Origin of the sequence: Metapseudomonas cellulosilytica (genome assembly GCF_049334135.1) — a bacterium.
In the GTDB taxonomy this organism is placed as follows: Bacteria; Pseudomonadota; Gammaproteobacteria; order Pseudomonadales; family Pseudomonadaceae; genus Metapseudomonas.
In genome coordinates this window covers 50140-67651 of sequence record NZ_JBHZGN010000010.1, presented here as the reverse complement: position 1 = coordinate 67651, position 17512 = coordinate 50140, and the positions used below count along the sequence as shown (strand labels likewise).

Annotated in this window: 17 protein-coding genes; 6 read left to right on the top strand and 11 right to left on the bottom strand. The window is 65.5% G+C overall.

Features of this window, described 5'->3' with window-relative positions; all coding sequences use genetic code 11:
• Positions 1-37: 37 nt before the first annotated feature.
• Genes ACFW0H_RS14455 through tldD form a run of 5 tightly spaced genes read left to right on the top strand, consistent with a single transcriptional unit; the run spans position 38 to position 8277 of the window.
• The gene (locus tag ACFW0H_RS14455; protein WP_422914573.1) at positions 38-628 is read left to right on the top strand and encodes a Maf family protein; all 591 of its coding nucleotides are present in this window, start codon (positions 38-40) and stop codon (positions 626-628) included.
• Positions 629-637: 9 nt separating this feature from the next.
• On the top strand, positions 638-2095 hold the full coding sequence (rng, locus tag ACFW0H_RS14450) for a ribonuclease G (RefSeq protein WP_422914572.1): 1458 nt from the start codon (positions 638-640) through the stop codon (positions 2093-2095).
• Positions 2096-2108: 13 nt separating this feature from the next.
• Positions 2109-5927: a YhdP family protein gene (locus ACFW0H_RS14445; protein ID WP_422914571.1), complete on the top strand. Its 3819-nt coding sequence runs from the start codon at positions 2109-2111 to the stop codon at positions 5925-5927.
• A 56-nt stretch (positions 5928-5983) separates the two neighbouring features.
• Positions 5984-6838 carry a carbon-nitrogen hydrolase family protein gene (locus tag ACFW0H_RS14440; RefSeq protein WP_422914570.1) on the top strand — a complete coding sequence of 285 codons (855 nt, stop codon included), beginning with the start codon at positions 5984-5986 and terminating at the stop codon, positions 6836-6838.
• Entirely contained in the window at positions 6835-8277 is a 1443-nt protein-coding gene (tldD, locus tag ACFW0H_RS14435; protein ID WP_422914569.1) for a metalloprotease TldD, read from the top strand. The genes ACFW0H_RS14440 and tldD overlap by 4 nt, the downstream gene beginning before the upstream one ends.
• A 19-nt stretch (positions 8278-8296) precedes the next feature.
• Here tldD and yjgA read toward each other — a convergent pair whose 3' ends face one another.
• Positions 8297-8818: a ribosome biogenesis factor YjgA gene (gene yjgA, locus ACFW0H_RS14430; RefSeq protein ID WP_153922234.1), complete on the bottom strand. Its 522-nt coding sequence runs from the start codon at positions 8816-8818 to the stop codon at positions 8297-8299.
• Positions 8819-8961: 143 nt separating this feature from the next.
• Between yjgA and pmbA the strand changes: the two genes are divergently transcribed.
• Entirely contained in the window at positions 8962-10308 is a 1347-nt protein-coding gene (gene pmbA, locus ACFW0H_RS14425; RefSeq protein WP_422914568.1) for a metalloprotease PmbA, read from the top strand.
• Between the two features lie 72 nt (positions 10309-10380).
• On the opposite strand, the gene ACFW0H_RS14420 is transcribed toward pmbA, so the two are convergent.
• From ACFW0H_RS14420 to ACFW0H_RS14375, 10 genes are all read right to left on the bottom strand, one after another.
• Positions 10381-10653, bottom strand: a complete 273-nt coding sequence (locus ACFW0H_RS14420) for an HPr family phosphocarrier protein (protein ID WP_422914567.1) — start codon at positions 10651-10653, stop codon at positions 10381-10383.
• 16 nt (positions 10654-10669) lie between these two features.
• On the bottom strand, positions 10670-11527 hold the full coding sequence (rapZ, locus tag ACFW0H_RS14415) for an RNase adapter RapZ (RefSeq protein WP_422914566.1): 858 nt from the start codon (positions 11525-11527) through the stop codon (positions 10670-10672).
• A 9-nt stretch (positions 11528-11536) separates the two neighbouring features.
• Positions 11537-12001 (bottom strand): PTS IIA-like nitrogen regulatory protein PtsN, encoded by a 465-nt coding sequence (gene ptsN / locus ACFW0H_RS14410; protein WP_422914565.1) that lies wholly within the window; start codon positions 11999-12001, stop codon positions 11537-11539.
• Positions 12002-12011: 10 nt separating this feature from the next.
• Positions 12012-12320 carry a ribosome hibernation-promoting factor, HPF/YfiA family gene (gene hpf, locus ACFW0H_RS14405; RefSeq protein ID WP_280290808.1) on the bottom strand — a complete coding sequence of 103 codons (309 nt, stop codon included), beginning with the start codon at positions 12318-12320 and terminating at the stop codon, positions 12012-12014.
• Between the two features lie 84 nt (positions 12321-12404).
• Positions 12405-13901, bottom strand: coding sequence for an RNA polymerase factor sigma-54 (locus ACFW0H_RS14400; RefSeq protein WP_422914564.1), 1497 nt, complete (start codon positions 13899-13901; stop codon positions 12405-12407).
• A 147-nt stretch (positions 13902-14048) separates the two neighbouring features.
• Complete coding sequence (gene lptB / locus ACFW0H_RS14395; RefSeq protein ID WP_422914563.1) at positions 14049-14774, bottom strand: LPS export ABC transporter ATP-binding protein; 726 nt, start codon at positions 14772-14774, stop codon at positions 14049-14051.
• Positions 14774-15310: a lipopolysaccharide transport periplasmic protein LptA gene (gene lptA / locus ACFW0H_RS14390; protein WP_422914562.1), complete on the bottom strand. Its 537-nt coding sequence runs from the start codon at positions 15308-15310 to the stop codon at positions 14774-14776. The genes lptB and lptA overlap by 1 nt, the downstream gene beginning before the upstream one ends.
• On the bottom strand, positions 15297-15866 hold the full coding sequence (lptC, locus tag ACFW0H_RS14385) for an LPS export ABC transporter periplasmic protein LptC (protein ID WP_422914561.1): 570 nt from the start codon (positions 15864-15866) through the stop codon (positions 15297-15299). The genes lptA and lptC overlap by 14 nt, the downstream gene beginning before the upstream one ends.
• A gap of 8 nt (positions 15867-15874) precedes the next feature.
• Positions 15875-16399 carry a KdsC family phosphatase gene (locus ACFW0H_RS14380; RefSeq protein WP_422914560.1) on the bottom strand — a complete coding sequence of 175 codons (525 nt, stop codon included), beginning with the start codon at positions 16397-16399 and terminating at the stop codon, positions 15875-15877.
• Positions 16399-17373 carry a KpsF/GutQ family sugar-phosphate isomerase gene (locus ACFW0H_RS14375; RefSeq protein ID WP_422914559.1) on the bottom strand — a complete coding sequence of 325 codons (975 nt, stop codon included), beginning with the start codon at positions 17371-17373 and terminating at the stop codon, positions 16399-16401. The genes ACFW0H_RS14380 and ACFW0H_RS14375 overlap by 1 nt, the downstream gene beginning before the upstream one ends.
• Positions 17374-17512: the final 139 nt, after the last annotated feature.

Below are 17512 nucleotides of genomic sequence, written 5' to 3'. Positions count from 1 at the left end.
TGTCGCAAGCCTCTGTCCTCGACAGGGAGAAGTCCGCATGGCCACGCTGTACCTGGCTTCGGGGTCGCCGCGCCGGCGCGAATTGCTGGCGCAGATCGGCGTTCCCCATGTCACCCTGATCGCCTCCATCGACGAAACCGCCCAGCCGGGTGAATCCGCCTACGCCTATGTCGAGCGCCTGGCCCGCGAAAAGGCCCTGGCGGGATTCGCCTCCCTGGCCGAGTCGACTGGTGCCTGCGTGCTCGGCGCCGATACCGCCGTGGTACTGGATGGCCGTATTCTCGGCAAACCGCTCGATCGTGACGACGCCCTGGCCACCCTGGCATCGCTGTCCGGCCGCGAGCATGAGGTGCTCACCGCCGTGGCGCTGGCCGACGCCGCGCGCTGCGAGGCCCAGGTGGTCACCAGCCGGGTGCGCTTCCGCGCGATTTCCCAGCCTGAACTGGACGCCTACTGGGCCAGCGGCGAGCCCGCGGACAAGGCGGGCAGCTACGCTATCCAGGGGTTGGGTGCGGTGTTCGTCAGTCGAGTAGAGGGCAGTTATTCAGCGGTAGTGGGATTGCCGCTGCTGGAAACGGCGGAAATGCTCGCCGGGTTCGGCATTCCTTGTTGGCAGCACCTGGGATAGGTCAACGGCATGAGCGAAGAGATTCTGATCAATATCACGCCGATGGAATCGCGCGTGGCGGTAGTCGAGAACGGTGTTCTGCAAGAGGCGCATGTCGAGCGCACGCAACGCCGCGGCATAGTCGGCAACATCTACAAGGGCAAGGTGGTGCGAGTGCTGCCGGGCATGCAGGCGGCCTTCGTCGACATCGGCCTGGACCGCGCGGCGTTCATCCACGCTTCCGAAATCAGCACTCGCGAAGGCAGTGCGGTGGAGAGCATCAGTGCCCTGGTGCACGAGGGCCAGAGCCTGGTGGTGCAGGTCACCAAGGACCCGATCGGCAGCAAGGGCGCGCGCCTGACCACCCAGCTGTCGATTCCTTCGCGTTATCTGGTGTACATGCCGCGCACCAGTCATGTCGGTATTTCGCTGAAGATCGAAGACGAAGCCGAGCGCGATCGCCTCAAACAGGTGGTGGCCGACTGCATCGCCGCCGAAGGTATCGAAGAAGCCGGAGGCTTCATCCTGCGCACCGCCGCCGATGGCGCCCGCGCCGACGAGATCCTGGTGGATATCCGCTACCTGCGCCGGCTCTGGGAGCAGATTTCCGCGCAGATGCAGACCGCGCCCGCGCCCTCGGTCATCTACGAAGACCTCAGCCTGGCGCTGCGCACCCTGCGCGACCTGGTCAACCCGCGTATCGAGAAGATCCGCATCGACTCGCGGGAGACCTTCCAGAAGGTCACCCAGTTCGTCGACGAGCTGATGCCGGAAATCGCCGACCGCCTGGAGCATTACCCCGGTGAGCGGCCGATCTTCGACCTCTATGGCGTCGAGGACGAAATCCAGAAGGCCCTGGAACGCAAGGTGCTGCTCAAGTCCGGTGGCTACCTGATCATCGACCCCACCGAGGCGATGACCACCATCGACGTCAACACCGGCGCCTTCGTCGGCCACCGCACCCTCGAAGAGACCATCTTCAAGACCAACCTCGAGGCCGCCACCGCCATCGCCCGCCAGCTGCGCCTGCGCAACCTGGGCGGGATCATCATCATCGACTTCATCGACATGGAGGATGAAGAGCACCAGCGCCAGGTGTTGCGCACCCTGGAAAAGCAGCTGGAGCGTGACCACGCCAAGACCAACATCATCGGCATCACCGAACTCGGCCTGGTGCAGATGACCCGCAAGCGCACCCGCGAAAGCCTGATCCAGGTGCTCTGCGAACCCTGTTCCTGCTGCCAGGGACGCGGCCTGCTGAAGACGGCGGAAACCATCTGCTACGAGATCTTCCGCGAGATCCTCCGCGAGGCCCGCGCCTACCAGGCCGAGGGTTACCTGGTGCTGGCCAACCAGAAGGTGGTGGACCGCCTGCTGGACGAAGAGTCGGGGAACGTCGCCGATCTGGAGGCGTTCATCGGGCGGCCCATCAAGTTCCAGGTGGAAACCATGTATTCCCAGGAACAGTACGATGTGGTCCTGCTCTGAGGCGCTGAGCTGAGTGGACTCCTTCGCCCGTGGGTTGATGCGCGCCCTGCGCTGGCTGCTGGGCCTCTGCGCCTTGTTCCTGGTGCTGGCGGCGCTCTATGTCAGTCTCGGGCGTGAGCTGGTGCCCCTGGTGGCGGAATACCGCGCAGAGGTGGAGGCCAAGGCATCCGCCGCGCTGGGGCCGTCGCTGAAGGTCGGCAGCCTGGAGGGCCGCTGGTACGACCTGGCACCGCTGCTGATCGCCCACGACGTTCAGTTGGGGGAGGGCGACGGCGCCTTGCGCCTGGCACAGATCCGCGTGGTGCCCGACATGCTCGGCAGCCTGTTGGCCTGGCAACCGCGCATCGCCCGCCTGGAGCTGGACGGCATCCAGCTCGACCTGCGCCAGGACGAGGCCGGCAAATGGAGTCTGGAAGGCTTCGTCGCCAACGCCGACGCGCCGCTTCCCGGTCCGCGTCAGGTGCGCGAGTTGTTGCAGCGGATCGGCCATGTCTCGGTGCTGAACAGCCAGATCACCCTCGAGCCCCGTGGCCAGGACCCCGTCCATTTCAGCCAGGTCAACCTGGGCCTTCGGGCCAGCGGCAGTCGCCAGCGTCTCGATGGCCGTCTCGAACTGCCTGACGGGCAGCCCCTCGCCCTGCGACTGCAGACGCGGATGGACAGCGAGGCTTGGTTGCAGAGCGATGCCGAACTCTATCTGAGCCTGCCGCAGACCGACTGGGCGCGCTGGGTACCGGCGAGCCTGACCCGCGACTGGCAACTGCAGCGTCTGCAGGCCGGCGGCGAGGCCTGGCTGGACTGGGTCAAGGGCGGCCTCAAGCGTGCGGTGGTCCGGCTGCATGTGCCCGAGGCGCGTGGCGCCTACGCCGAACGCAAGCCCGTCACGCTGGGCAACCTGGCGCTGAATGCCTATATCAGCCGCACCGCCGAGGGCTACCAGGTCCTGCTGGATTCCCTGGCGATGAACATCGGCAAGCAGCGCTGGGGCGAGGCCCATATCCGCCTCGACCAGAAGGCCGGTGAGCAGCCGGAGTGGCGGCTCAGCGCCGATCGCCTGGACGTCGGCCCCCTGCTGCCGGTCGTCGATGCGCTGGTACCACTGCCCGAGCAGGCCGCGGCAGCCGTGGCCGGTCTCAGGCCCCGCGGCGCCCTGCGCAACCTGACGCTCTTCTATCGGCCGCAGCAGCAGGGTGCCAAGCGCCTGGAGTTCAGCAGCAATCTGGACGGCGTCGGTATTGACGCCTATCACGGCGCGCCTGCGGCGGAGAACGTCAGCGGCAGCCTGGTGGGCGATCTCCAGCAGGGCGAGCTGCGCCTGGATGCGGATGATTTCATGCTGCATCTCGACCACCTCTTTCCCAAGCCCTGGCGCTACCGGGAGGCCCGCGCGCGGCTGACCTGGACCCTCGATGACAGTGCCTTCACCCTGGCCAGCCCCTACATGCGCCTCGCTGGCGAGGAGGGCGACATCGCTGGCGACATGCTGATCCGCCTGATGCGCGACCCCGCGGCCGAGGACTACATGGACCTGCGCGTCGGCCTGCGTGAGGGCGACGCCCGCTACACCGAGAAATACCTGCCGACCCGCTCCCCCGGGCTCAACCCGGCCCTGGCCAAGTGGCTCAAGGAGGCCATCAAGGGCGGGGCGGTGGACGAGGGCTACTTCCAGTACCAGGGCTCCCTGGCCCGAGGCGCCGAACCGGCGGCGCGCTCCCTCAGCCTGTTCTTCAAGGTGCACGACGCGAACCTGGCCTACCAGCCGGGCTGGCCGGAACTGCGCGAGGCCCGTGGCGACGTGTTCATCGAGGACACCGGCGTACGGATCAAGGTGCCGGATGGGCGCATCCTCGACAGCCGGGTGAGCGATGCCGAGGCGGCGGTGCCCCATGTGGAGCCGGGCGAGGTGCCGCGCTTGCAACTGGATGCCAAGCTGGACAGCAGCTTCACCGACGGACTGAAGATTCTCCAGGAAGCGCCCATGGGCACGGCCCCGATCTTCGCCGGCTGGCAGGGGCAGGGTGACCTCGACGGCAGCCTGAAACTCGATATCCCGCTGGAGAAGGGGCAGCCGCCCCATGTCGTGGTGGATCTCGCCACCACCGGCGCGCAACTGAAGATCGCCCGCCCGGAGTTGTCCTTCACCCAGCTCAAGGGGGCCTTCCGCTACGACACCGCCACCGGCCTCAGCTCCCGGGATATCCGTGGCCAGGTCTTCGGCCGCGAAGTGCGCGCCAGGGCCCAGGCCGAGGGACGCGATGGCAAGGCCCGCTCGCGGATCCTGGCCACCGGCAGCATCACCCTTCAGGACCTCACCGCCTGGCTCGGCGTCACCCAACCGTTGCCCGCCTCGGGTGTTCTGCCCTACAGCCTGAACCTCAGCCTGGACGGCAAGGACAGCCAGCTGGGCGTCGATTCCAACCTCAGGGGCCTGGCCATCGATCTGCCGGCACCTTATGGCAAGACCGCCGACGAATCCCGCGATACCAGCTGGCGCATGACCCTGGATGGCGACGAGCGGCGCTACTGGCTGGATGCCCCTGGACTCGCCAGCCTGGCCCTGGCGGCGCCCGTGGGCAAGCTGGACGAGGCGCGTGGCGATCTGGTGCTGGGGGGCGGTACGGCCAGCCTGCCGGGCGCCAAGGGCTTGCGCGTGCGCGGTCGGGTCGAAGAGCTGGATACCGCGCCCTGGTTGGAACTGGCCAGGCAGTACGTGCCCAAGGAGGGTGTCGAGAAGGCGCGGCTATTGCGCAGCGCCAACCTGGAAGTCGGGCGTTTCAAGGGCTTCGGCCTGAGCCTGGAAAACCTCAAGGCAAGCCTGGCGCGTTCGGCCAGCGGCTGGAATCTTGGCCTGGATAGCGCCCTGCTCCAGGGCAGCGTGGTGATGGCGGATGCCAAGGGTGTGCCCATCGTCATCCATATGAAGCAGATTCGCCTGCCCGAACCACCGGAAAACGAGGCTGAGGCCGACGCCAAGCCCGACCCGCTGGCCGCCGTCGACCCGCGCCAGGTACCGGCGCTGGATGTGCGCATCGATCAGGTGGTGTTGGGCGAGTCGCCCCTGGGCGCCTGGTCCTTCAAGGCGCGGCCCGACGCCAAGGGCGTGGTCTTCAGTGAACTGGACCTCAACTTGCGGGGGTTGAAGGTCGGAGGGCGGGCCGGCTGGGAAGGTGAGGCCGGGAACAGCAGCTCCTGGTACAAGGGGCGCATGGAAGGCAAGAACCTGGCCGATGTGCTCAAGGCCTGGAACTTTGCCCCTTCGGCCACCAGTAAACGCTTTCGCCTGGATGCCGATGGCCGCTGGCCCGGCTCGCCGGCCTGGGTCAGCCTCAAGCGCTATTCCGGTTCGCTGGACGCCAGCCTGCACAACGGCCAGTTCGTCGAGGTGGAGGGCGGCGCCCAGGCCTTGCGGGTGTTCGGCCTGCTTAATTTCAACTCCATCGGCCGGCGCCTGCGCCTGGACTTTTCCGACCTGCTCGGCAAGGGATTGGCCTATGACCGGGTCAAGGGCCTGCTGGTGGGCAGTGACGGACGCTTCGTGACCCGTGAGCCGATCAAGCTCGAAGGGCCTTCCAGCGGACTGGAGCTGGAAGGCACCCTGGACCTTGCCAACGACCGAATCGACGCCAAGCTGCTGGTGACCCTGCCGGTGACCAACAACCTGCCGATGGCGGCGCTGATAGTCGGCGCTCCGGCCATCGGCGGGGCGTTGTTCGTGGTGGACAAGCTGCTGGGGGACAAGGTGGCGCGCTTCGCCAGCGTGCAGTACAAGGTCCAGGGTCCCTGGAAGAATCCGAAGATCACTTTCGACAAGCCTTTTGAAAAGCCTCGTTGAAGCCAGGTGCCGCAGCATGGGTTAGCATGCATCCCATGCCCCGAGCGGAGATTTCGATGTCCCTTGCCGTGATTCAGATGGTCAGCCAGGACGATGTCCTGGCCAACCTGACCAGTGCCCGACGCCTGCTGGAGCAGGCCGCCGACGGTGGCGCCCGCCTCGCGGTGCTGCCGGAGAACTTTGCCGCCATCGGCCGTCGTGACCTGGCGGACCTGGGGCGCGCCGAAGCCGAGGGGCAGGGCCCGATCCTGCCCTGGCTACGCCAGGCCGCCCGTGACCTCAAGTTGTGGATTGTGGCCGGCACCCTGCCGCTACCGCCAGACGGCCGACCCCAGGACCGCCCCCACGCCTGCTCGCTGCTGATCGACGAGCAGGGCGAGCGGGCGGCGCGCTACGACAAGATCCACCTGTTCGATGTCGACGTCAGCGACAACCGCGGTCGCTACCGCGAGTCCGATGACTACATGCATGGTGGCGAAGTGGTGGTGGCCGACACCCCGGTGGGGCGACTGGGCCTGACCGTCTGCTATGACCTGCGCTTTCCCGAACTCTATGGCGCCCTGCGCGAAGCCGGTGCCGAGCTGATCAGCGCGCCTTCGGCCTTTACCGCCGTCACCGGTGCGGCCCACTGGCAGGTGCTGGTGCGCGCTCGCGCCATCGAGACCCAGTGTTATCTGCTGGCGGCCGGGCAGGGCGGCGTGCATCCCGGCCCGCGCGAAACCTTCGGCCATTCCGCCATAGTCGACCCTTGGGGCCGCGTGCTCGCCGAGCAGGCCCAGGGCGAAGCCGTGCTGCTGGCCAGGCGCGACGCCGAGGAGCAGGCGGCGATTCGCCAGCGCATGCCCGTGAGCACCCACAGAAGATTCATGACGCCGGCCGTCCCCGGGCCGGCGCGTACGGAGAAGTTATGAGCGACCTCTTGTTATCCGTCAGCGAGCACCTGCTGGCGCCCGGCGACCTCAGCATCGAGCAGCTGCCGGAGATCCTCGGCGAACTGGCCGGCCCCGGCATCGATGCCGCGGACCTCTACTTCCAGGGGCAGATCTCGGAGTCCTGGGTGCTGGAGGACGGCATCGTCAAGGAAGGCAGCTTCCACCTGGACCAGGGGGTGGGCGTGCGTGCCCAGTCCGGCGAGAAAACCGGCTTCGCCTACAGCAATGCCATCACCGGCGAGGCCCTGCGCCAGGCGGCCCGCGCCGCGCGCTCCATTTCCCGGGCTGGGCAGGAGGGCCGCGTGCAGGCCTTCGCCAGCCCGCAGATCACCCGCCTCTACGATTCCAGCAGCCCGCTGGATGTGATCAGCCGCGCCGAAAAGGTCGACCTGCTGAAGAAGGTGGATGCCGCCACCCGCGCCCTGGACCCGCGCATCAAGCAGGTCACGGTCAGCATGGCGGGCGTCTGGGAGCGCATCCTGATCGCTGCCAGTGACGGCAGCCTGGGGGGCGATGTGCGTCCGCTGGTGCGCTTCAATGTCAGCGTGATCGTCGAGCAGAACGGTCGCCGCGAGCGCGGTGGTCACGGCGGTGGCGGGCGCACCGATTACCGCTACTTCCTCCAGGAAGACCGCGCCATGGGTTATGCCCGAGAGGCGCTGCGCCAGGCACTGGTGAACCTGGAGGCGGTGCCGGCCCCGGCCGGTACCTTGCCGGTGGTCATGGGGGCGGGTTGGTCCGGGGTGCTGCTGCACGAAGCGGTGGGCCACGGCCTGGAGGGCGATTTCAACCGCAAGGGCAGTTCGGCCTACAGCGGTCGCATCGGCGAGCGAGTCGCGTCCAGCCTTTGCACCATAGTCGACGACGGCACCCTGGCCTATCGCCGCGGCTCCCTCAGCGTCGATGACGAAGGTACCCCGACCCAGTGCACCACGCTGATCGAGAACGGTGTGCTCAAGGGCTACATGCAGGACAAGCTCAACGCCCGCCTGATGAAGGTGGCGCGCACCGGCAACGGCCGTCGCGAATCCTACGCGCACCTGCCGATGCCGCGCATGACCAACACCTACATGCTGGCCGGCAAGACCGACCCCGAGGAAATCATCGCCTCGGTGGAACGCGGTATCTATTGCGCCAACCTCGGTGGTGGCCAGGTGGACATCACCAGCGGCAAGTTCGTCTTCTCCACCAGCGAGGCCTACCTGATCGAGAATGGCAGGATCACCACGCCGGTGAAGGGCGCCACCCTGATCGGCAACGGCCCCGAGGCCATGAGCCGGGTATCCATGGTCGGCAACGACCTGGCGCTGGACAGCGGCGTGGGAACCTGCGGCAAGGACGGCCAGTCGGTGCCGGTGGGCGTCGGCCAGCCGACCCTGAAGATCGATGCGATGACGGTAGGCGGGACGGGGGCCTGATGACGGCCCCCGGAAGGGATCAGCGCAAGCCGCGCTTGGCTTCGTCCAGGTCGCGGATGTACTTGAACACCTTGCGCGCGGCGGCCGGCGGTTTGTTGTGGGCCGCTTCGTGCTGGGCATGACGGATCAGGCCGCGCAGGTGCTGGCGGTCGGTTTCCGGGTAGTCGGCGACGAAGCTTTCCAGGGCGGCATCGCCACCCTCGATCAGGCGGTCGCGCCAGCGCTCGAGGGCGTGGAAGCGCTCGTTGTATTCGCGGGTGGAGCTGTCGAGCTGGTCGATCAGGCTGACGATGGCCTCGATGTCCTGCTCGCGCATGAGCTTGCCGATGTACTGGATGTGCCGTTTGCGGGCGACGTGCGCCTTGTGCTTCGGCGCTTCCGCCAGGGCCTTTTGCAGGGCGTCGGTCAGCGGCAGCTTGGCCAGCACGTCGGCCTTGAAGGTGGTCAGGCGCTCGCCGAGCTCCTGCAGGGCATGCAGCTCGCGCTTGACCTGGGTTTTGCTCTTCTCTCCGGAGAAGTCGTCGTCGAAGAATTCAGACATGGGGGTGGTCCAGTGGGAAACGCCGCCATGATAACCAGTCGGGGCCGCGTTGTCCGGCCCGGCTGGCGCCGCCGGAGCGCGGTACGTGCGGTGAGGCGCCAGGTTGCGTCGCCGCGTCGAGGAATTTTTGAACTGGAGTGGCTATGAGTGAAGTAGAAGTGGTCGGCCCGGAAGCATTGCCGGAACTGCAGGCGCGGGTCGAGCGCATCCTCGCCGAGGCCCGGCGCCAGGGCGCGAGCGCCTGCGAGGTGGCTGTTTCAGTGGAGCAGGGACTGTCCACCACCGTGCGCCAGGGCGAGGTGGAAACGGTCGAATTCAACCGTGACCAGGGTTTCGGCATCACCCTGTACGTCGGCCAGCGCAAGGGCTCGGCCAGCACCTCGGCGAGTGGCGAAGATGCTATCCGCGAAACCGTCGCCGCGGCGCTCGCCATAGCCAAGCATGCCTCCGAGGACGAGTGCGCCGGTCTGGCCGACGCGGCGCTGATGGCCCGCGACCTGCCGGAACTCGATCTCTATCATCCCTGGTCCATCAGCCCCGACCAGGCGGTGGAGCAAGCGCTGATTTGCGAGGCGGCGGCCTTCGGGGTCGACAAGCGCGTGAGCAAGGCCGATGGCACCACGCTCAACACTCACCAGGGCTGCCGCGTCTACGGCAACAGCCATGGTTTCGTCGGCGGTTACGCCAGCACAAGACACAGCCTGAGCTGCGTGATGATCGCCGAGGCCGAAGGCCAGATGCAGCGCGATTACTGGTATGACGTCAGCCGTATCGGCGATCAGTTGGCGGACCCGGCGAGTATCGGCCGGCGTGCCGCCGAGCGCACCGCGGCGCGCCTTGGCGCCCGTCCCGTACCGACCTGCGAGGTGCCGGTGCTGTTCGCCGCCGAGCTGGCCACGGGCCTGTTCGGCAGTTTCCTCGGGGCCATTTCCGGTGGCAACCTCTACCGCAAGTCCTCCTTCCTGGAAGGCGCCCTGGGCCAGCGGTTGTTCCCCGAATGGGTCACCATCGACGAGCGTCCGCACATTCCCCGCGCCATGGCCAGCGCGGCCTTCGACAACGACGGCCTGGCCACTTACGCAAAACCTTTCGTGGAGAAGGGGGAGCTGGTGTCCTACGTCCTCGGCACCTACTCCGGCCGCAAGCTGGGTTTGCCCAGTACGGCCAACGCCGGCGGCGTGCACAACCTCTTCGTCACCCACGGCCTGGAAGACCAGGCGGCACTGCTGCGGCGCATGGGGCGCGGCCTGCTGGTGACCGAGCTGATGGGGCAGGGGCTGAACATGGTCACGGGTGACTACTCCCGTGGCGCCGCGGGTTACTGGGTGGAGAACGGCGAGATTCAGTTCCCGGTGCAGGAAGTGACCATCGCTGGCAACCTCAAGGACATGTTCCGGCAGATTGTCGCCATCGGCAGCGATCTGGAACTGCGTGGCAACATCCGAACCGGTTCGGTGCTGATCGAGCGGATGACGGTCGCCGGAAGTTGAGTGACATTTGGCCACCTGCGAAAACGCGCCCTGATGGGCGCGTTTTTCATTTTGCTGGCAGCGGGCGAGAGGTCATTCGCCTTCGTCGAACTTGTTGTTGATCAGTTCGATCAGCGCATTGAGGGCGTCGTCATCCTGCTCGCCCTCGGTGTGCAGGTGGATGGGCGTGCCTTTGCCCGCAGCCAGCATCATCACCGCCATGATGCTCTTGCCGTCCACCAGACTTTCCGGGGAGCGGCCAACGCGGATCTGGCACGGATAGCGCCCGGCCACGCCGACGAACTTCGCAGCTGCACGGGCATGCAGGCCAAGCTTGTTGATGATGGTGATCTCGCAGGCTGGCATCGCGGTTCCAATCCTTCTAGCTGAGGTCGCGGTGGCGAACCTGGACGTTCTTCAAACTGGGTTTCAGTGCGGCTCCCAGGCGCTCGGCGATATAGACCGAGCGGTGATGGCCGCCGGTGCAGCCGATAGCGATGGTAACGTACGCCCGATTGCTTGCGGCAAAGCGCGGCAGCCACTTGTTCAGGTAGCTGAGGATATCCTGGTACATCTCCTCGACGTCGGGTTGCGCGGCCAGGTAATCGGCGACCGCTTGCTCCAGGCCCGAATGGTCGCGCAGTTCCGGCTTCCAGTAAGGGTTGGGCAGGCAGCGCACGTCGAACACCAGGTCGGCATCCACCGGCATCCCGCGCTTGAAACCGAAAGACTCGACCAGGAAGGCCGTGCCGGGCTCCGGCTGGTTCAGCAGGCGCAGCTTGATACTGTCGCGCAGCTGATACAGGTTGAGATGCGTGGTGTCGATCTTCAGGTCGGCGAGATCGGCGATCGGCGCCAGCAACGCTTCTTCGTCCTTGATGGCTTCGGCGAGGGAGCGGTTGTCGTTGGTCAGCGGGTGGCGTCGACGCGTCTCTGAGAAGCGCTTGAGCAGGGTGTCGTGATCGGCGTCGAGGTAGAGCACGTCGCACTTGATATGGCGGCTGCGAGCTTCTGCCAGCAGTTCAGGAAAGCGTTGCAGCTGGCTCGGCAGGTTGCGCGCGTCGATCGACACGGCGACCTTGGGCTCCATCAGCTCCGTGTGCAGGAGGGCGCGCTCGGCCAGTTCTGGCAGCAGGCCGGCGGGCAGGTTGTCGATACAGTAGAAGCCGTGGTCCTCAAGAACGTTGAGGGCGGTACTCTTGCCCGACCCGGAACGGCCGCTGACGATAATCAGGCGCATGGCGAGGCCCTAGTGTCCGCTCTGAACGTCCACGACTACCTGGTACAGGCTGGTACTGTCCGGAGCCTGCCGCAGGCGCTCACGCACGTCGCTGCGGTCGAGCATGCTGGCGATCTGGCGGAGCAGTTCAAGGTGCTCGTCGGTGGCGGCTTCCGGGACCAGCAGAACGAGCAGCAGGTCCACGGGCGCGCCATCGATGGCGTCGAAATCGATAGGGGCGTCGAGGCGGAGCACGGCGCTGATAGGCGCCGTGCAACCGGTTAGACGACAGTGGGGAATGGCGATGCCGTTGCCGAAACCGGTGGACCCGAGCTTTTCCCGGGAAACCAGGCTCTCGAAGATATCCTGGTTATCAAGGTCGGGAAGGTCGCGGGCGACCAGCTTGGCGATCTGTTCCAGAACACGTTTCTTGCTGCCTCCCGGCACGTTCACCAGGGAACGGCCGGGGGTCAGGATTTGCTCGAGTCGAATCATAGGGGAGGGGTCAGCGGGCGGTAGCACCCTGCTGGCGGTTAAGCTGCTTTTCCTTGTGCTTGATCAACTGGCGATCGAGCTTGTCGGTGAGCAGGTCGATGGCCGCGTACATGTCTTCATGTTCCGCGTTGGCAACGACTTCGCCGCCGGCGATGTGCAAAGTGGCTTCGATTTTCTGTTTGAGTTTTTCGACGTTCATTATCACCTGCACGTTGGTGATTCGGTCGAAGTGGCGCTCCAGACGGTCGAACTTCTCGACAACGTAGTTGCGCAGGGCGTCGGTCACATCCAGTTGATGTCCACTGATGTTGACTTGCATACCGCTTTCTCCTTATTGCCCGTGTAGAAGAGACAGGCTAACGGGCCTGCCACCGGAACACTTTGGCGTGGGTCAATTTCCGCGTCACATCAGTCGCTTCCGTTCGCTGGAAGGCGCTATCCCAAGGGACTCGCGGTACTTGGCTACTGTGCGACGGGCCACTTGAATGCCCTGTGCCTCCAGTAAACCAGCGATCTTGCTGTCACTCAACGGCTTTTTCGGATTTTCCGCTGCGACCAGTTTCTTGATGATGGCGCGGATCGCGGTAGACGAGCATTCGCCGCCTTCCGAGGTGCTGACGTGGCTGGAGAAGAAGTACTTCAGCTCGTAGATGCCGCGGGGGGTGTGCATGTATTTCTGCGTGGTCACACGCGAGATGGTGGACTCGTGCATGCCCACGGCTTCGGCGATGTCGTGCAGCACCAGGGGCTTCATCGCCTCGTCGCCGTATTCCAGGAAGCCGCGCTGGTGCTCGACGATCTGGGTGGCGACTTTCATCAGGGTTTCATTGCGGCTTTGCAGGCTCTTGATGAACCAGCGCGCTTCCTGGAGCTGGTTGCGCATGAAGGTATTGTCGGCGCTGGAGTCGGCGCGGCGGACGAACCCGGCATAGTGCGGATTGACCCGCAGGCGCGGCACAGCCTCCTGGTTCAGCTCCACCAGCCAGCGTTCATTGTGCTTGCGCACTATGACGTCCGGCACCACGTACTCGGGCTCGCTGGCTTCGATCTGCGAGCCGGGGCGCGGGTTGAGCGCCTGAATCAGTTCGATGATCTGGCGCAGTTCGTCTTCCTTCACCTTCATGCGCCGCATCAGCTGGCTGTAGTCGCGGCTGCCGAGCAGGTCGAGGTAGTCGCCAGCCAGGCGCTGGGCCTCGCTCAGCCAGGGGGTGTTCGGCGGCAGCTGGCGAAGTTGCAGGACGAGGCATTCGCGCAGGTCGCGGGCGCCGACGCCGGCGGGCTCGAATTGCTGAATGCGATGCAGCACCACCTCGACTTCATCCAGCTCGATGCCGAGCTCAGGGTCGAAGGATTCGGTGATCTCGGCGAGGGACTCCTCGAGGTAGCCGTCGTTGTTGATGCAGTCGACCAGGGTGACCGCGATCAGCCGGTCGGTATCGGACATGGGCGCCAGGTTGAGCTGCCAGAGCAGGTGACTCTGCAGGCTTTCGCCCACCGAAGTGCGCGAGGTGAAGTCCCACTCGTCGTCATCGTTGCTCGGCAGGCTGCTGGCGCTGGTCTGGTAGACGTCTTCCCAGGCCGTGTCGACGGGCAGCTCGCTGGGGATGCGTTCATGCCATTCGCCATCTTCGAGGGCTTCGGCATTGGTCGCGACACTGGACTCCTGGAAGCTCGCTTCCTGGCTGCCGGAGTTGGGCATCTGGTCGCCTTCGGCCATGGGGTCGGAGGTGTCGAAGTCGTCTCCATCCTCCTGCCGTTCCAGCATGGGATTGGATTCCAGCGCCTCCTGGATCTCCTGCTGGAGGTCCAGGGTGGAGAGTTGGAGTAGGCGGATGGCCTGTTGCAGCTGCGGGGTCATCGTCAGCTGCTGGCCCATCTTGAGGACTAGCGATGGTTTCATGGCAGAGGGCTTAGCACCTTATTCGCCGGCGCTCGCGCGCCATCCACTACAGGGCGCGTTGAGCGCCACCAGAAGCAAATTATATGCCTGACCTTGAAGGATTTTCCTAGTTATCGCAAGTCGTCCAGCAGGCCAATTCGCCTGCGGTTACAGGCGGAACTCGTGGCCCAGGTAGACGTCCTTCACCAGCTGGTTGGCCAGGATGGCTTGCGCATCACCTTCGGCGATCAGTTGGCCTTCACTGACAATGTAGGCGGTCTCGCAGATATCCAGGGTTTCGCGGACGTTGTGGTCGGTGATCAGCACGCCGATGCCCTTCGCCTTGAGGTGGTGGATGATCTGCTTGATGTCGCCCACGGAGATCGGGTCCACGCCGGCGAAGGGTTCGTCCAGCAGGATGAACTTGGGGGCAGTGGCCAGCGCGCGGGCGATTTCCACGCGGCGGCGCTCGCCGCCCGACAGGCTCATGCCGAGGCTGTCGCGGATGTGGCTGATGTGGAATTCCTGCAGCAGGCTTTCCAGCTCCTTGCGGCGTCCGGCGCGGTCGAGGTCCTTGCGGGTCTCGAGAATCGCCATGATGTTGTCCGCCACGCTGAGCTTGCGGAAGATCGAGGCTTCCTGCGGCAGATAGCCGATGCCGGCGCGGGCGCGGCCGTGCATGGGCTGGTGGGTAACATCCTGCTGGTCGATCAGGACGCGGCCCTGGTCAGCCTTCACCAGGCCGACGATCATGTAGAAGCAGGTGGTCTTGCCCGCGCCGTTGGGGCCGAGGAGGCCGACGATCTGACCGCTGTCGATGGACAGGCTGACGTCGCGGACCACCTGGCGGCTCTTGTAGCTCTTGGCCAGGTGCTGGGCTTTGAGAGTCGCCATTACTGTGCTTTCTGCTCTTTCTTCTTCGGCTGGATCACCATGTCGATCCGCGGTCGCGGGGTGCTGACATTGGCGCCGGTGGCGCGGCCCGCGTTGACGATCTGGCGCTGGGTGTCATAGACGATCTTCTCGCCTTCGAAGGTATTGCCCTCCTGGACCACCTTGGCCTGGTCGAGCAGGATGATGCGCTCGTTGGCGGCGAAGTACTGGATGGTCAGGCCATAGGCCTTGACGATTTCCTTGTCCACGGCCGGCTTCTGCTCGTAGTAGGCGGGCTTGCCCACCGAGGTGAAGACCTCGACGTCGCCGTTGGCGTCCTGGGTGATGGTGACGGTGTCACCGGTGATCTTCAGGGTGCCCTGGGTGATCACCACATTGCCGCGGTAGACCGCGACACCTTGCTTGTCATCGAGCTCGGCGCTGTCGGCCTGCACGCGAATCGGCTGATCGCGGTCAGAAGGCAGTGCCCAGGCAGCGGCACTTCCGAGTGCGACGCCCAGGCTGAGCAACAGGGGGAGGGTATTAACGAACCTCATGCTGGCCTCTTACGTTGGACTGCAGGAGCATCCTGCTGTCATTCAAGTACGCTTTCATTCCATTCGCCGTAGTCACCCCATTGGCCGCCTCGATTCTAACGGCTTGCTGGGTCTGCGCATATTCCTGGTCGGGGAACACGGTCAGGCGGCTGGTGGTCAGGATGGTGGGTCGACCCTTGGCGTCGGTGCGGGCCACCCTGACCTTGTCGATCAGTTCAACCTGCTTGCCTTCGGGGCCGACTTCGCCGCGCTCGCTCTGCACGTGCCAGGGATAGGCCGTGCCGCGATGCAGCAGCAGGTCGGGATTGGTCAGCATTGTGACATCGCTGGCCTTGATATGTTCGAGGCGCGTCGCGGTCATTTCGTAGTGCAGCTTGCCGTCAGCCTGGAACTGGGTGCTCTTGCCGTTCTCGACGTAGAAGTCGATGGCGTTGTCATTACCCTGGGCTGGCGATCGGTCCATGAAACTTTCCGGGCTGATGTTCCAGTAGCCGAGCGCGATAAGCAGTGCAGCGATGGGCGTGAAGGTCAGCGCCAGGCGCAAGTTCTTCGACATGGCGGGCCTCAGAGGTAGGCGGCTTGGGCCGCTTCCAGGCTGCCCTGGGCGCGCAGGATCAGCTCGCAGAACTCGCGGGCCGCGCCTTCGCCGCCGCGGGCCTGGGTGACGCCATGGGCGTGCTGGCGCACGAAGGCGTCGGCGTTGGCTACCGCCATGCCGAGGCCGACGCGGCGGATCACCGGCAGGTCGGGCAGGTCGTCGCCCAGGTAGGCGACCTGGTCATGGGTCAGGCCGAGTTCGGCGAGCAGGCCATCGAGCACCACGAGTTTGTCCTCGCGACCCTGGAACAGGTGCTGGATACCGAGGTTCTGCGCCCGGCGCTCGACCACTTCTGATTGGCGGCCGCTGATGATGGCGGTGCTCACGCCGGCGTTCATCAGCATCTTGATGCCGTGGCCGTCGAGGGTATTGAAGGTCTTGAATTCGCCGCCACCGGGGAGGAAGTACAGGCGGCCATCGGTCAGCACGCCGTCTACGTCGAACACCGCCAGGCGGATGGCCTTGGCACGGGCAAGGAGTTCATTGCTCATCAGATCACTCCGGCGCGGGTCATGTCATGGATGTGCAAGGCGCCGATGGGGCGGTCGTCTGCATCGACCACCACCAGCACGTTGATCTTGTGGTCGTCCATGATCTTCAGGGCTTCGGCCGCAAGCATGTCCGGGCGCACGGTCTTGCCGTGGACGGTCATGACCTCGTCGATGCTGGCCAGGCGCACGTCGACACCCTTGTCCAGGGTGCGGCGCAGGTCGCCGTCGGTGAAGATGCCGGCGAGGCGGCCGTCGCTTTCCAGTACCGCGGTCATGCCCAGGCCCTTGCGGGTCATTTCCAGCAGCGCTTCGCGCAGCGGCGTACCGCGGGCGACGCCGGGCAGGCTGTCGCCGCTGTGCATGATGTTCTCCACCTTCAGCAGCAGGCGACGGCCAAGGGCGCCGCCCGGGTGGGAGAAGGCGAAATCCTCCGCGGTGAAGCCGCGGGCTTCCAGCAGGGCGATGGCCAGGGCGTCGCCCAGTACCAGGGCGGCCGTGGTGGAGGAGGTCGGGGCAAGGTTCAGCGGGCAGGCTTCCTGGTCCACACGGGCGTCCAGGTTGGCCGCGGCGGCCTTGGCCAGGGCAGAATCAGGGTTGCCGGTAAGGCTGATCAGGGTGATGCCGAGGCGTTTGATCAGCGGCAGCAGGGTGACGATTTCGGCGGTGGAGCCGGAGTTGGACAGGGCCAGGACCACGTCATCGGGGGTGATCATGCCCATGTCGCCATGGCTGGCTTCGGCCGGGTGCACGAAGAAGGACGGCGTGCCGGTGCTGGCCAGGGTGGCGGCGATCTTCTTGCCGATGTGCCCCGATTTGCCCATGCCCACCACCACCACGCGCCCCTTGCAGGCCAGGATGAGCTCGCAGGCGCGAACGAAATCGCCGTCGATGCGCTGCAGAAGGGCGTCGATCGCCTCGCGTTCGAGTTGGATAGTACGTTTGGCGGACTTGGTCAGATCGCTGGATTGGCTCATGGAAGGCGTGCAGTTGCCGAAGGAAAAGGCAGGGATTATAGCGATAAAGGTGATTCAGCTCACGCGCCAATGCCGTGGAGGCTGTCGCAATCCTGAACATGGTGCTGCGCGGCCTTGGGAGGCGCCACGGCGCGGTGAT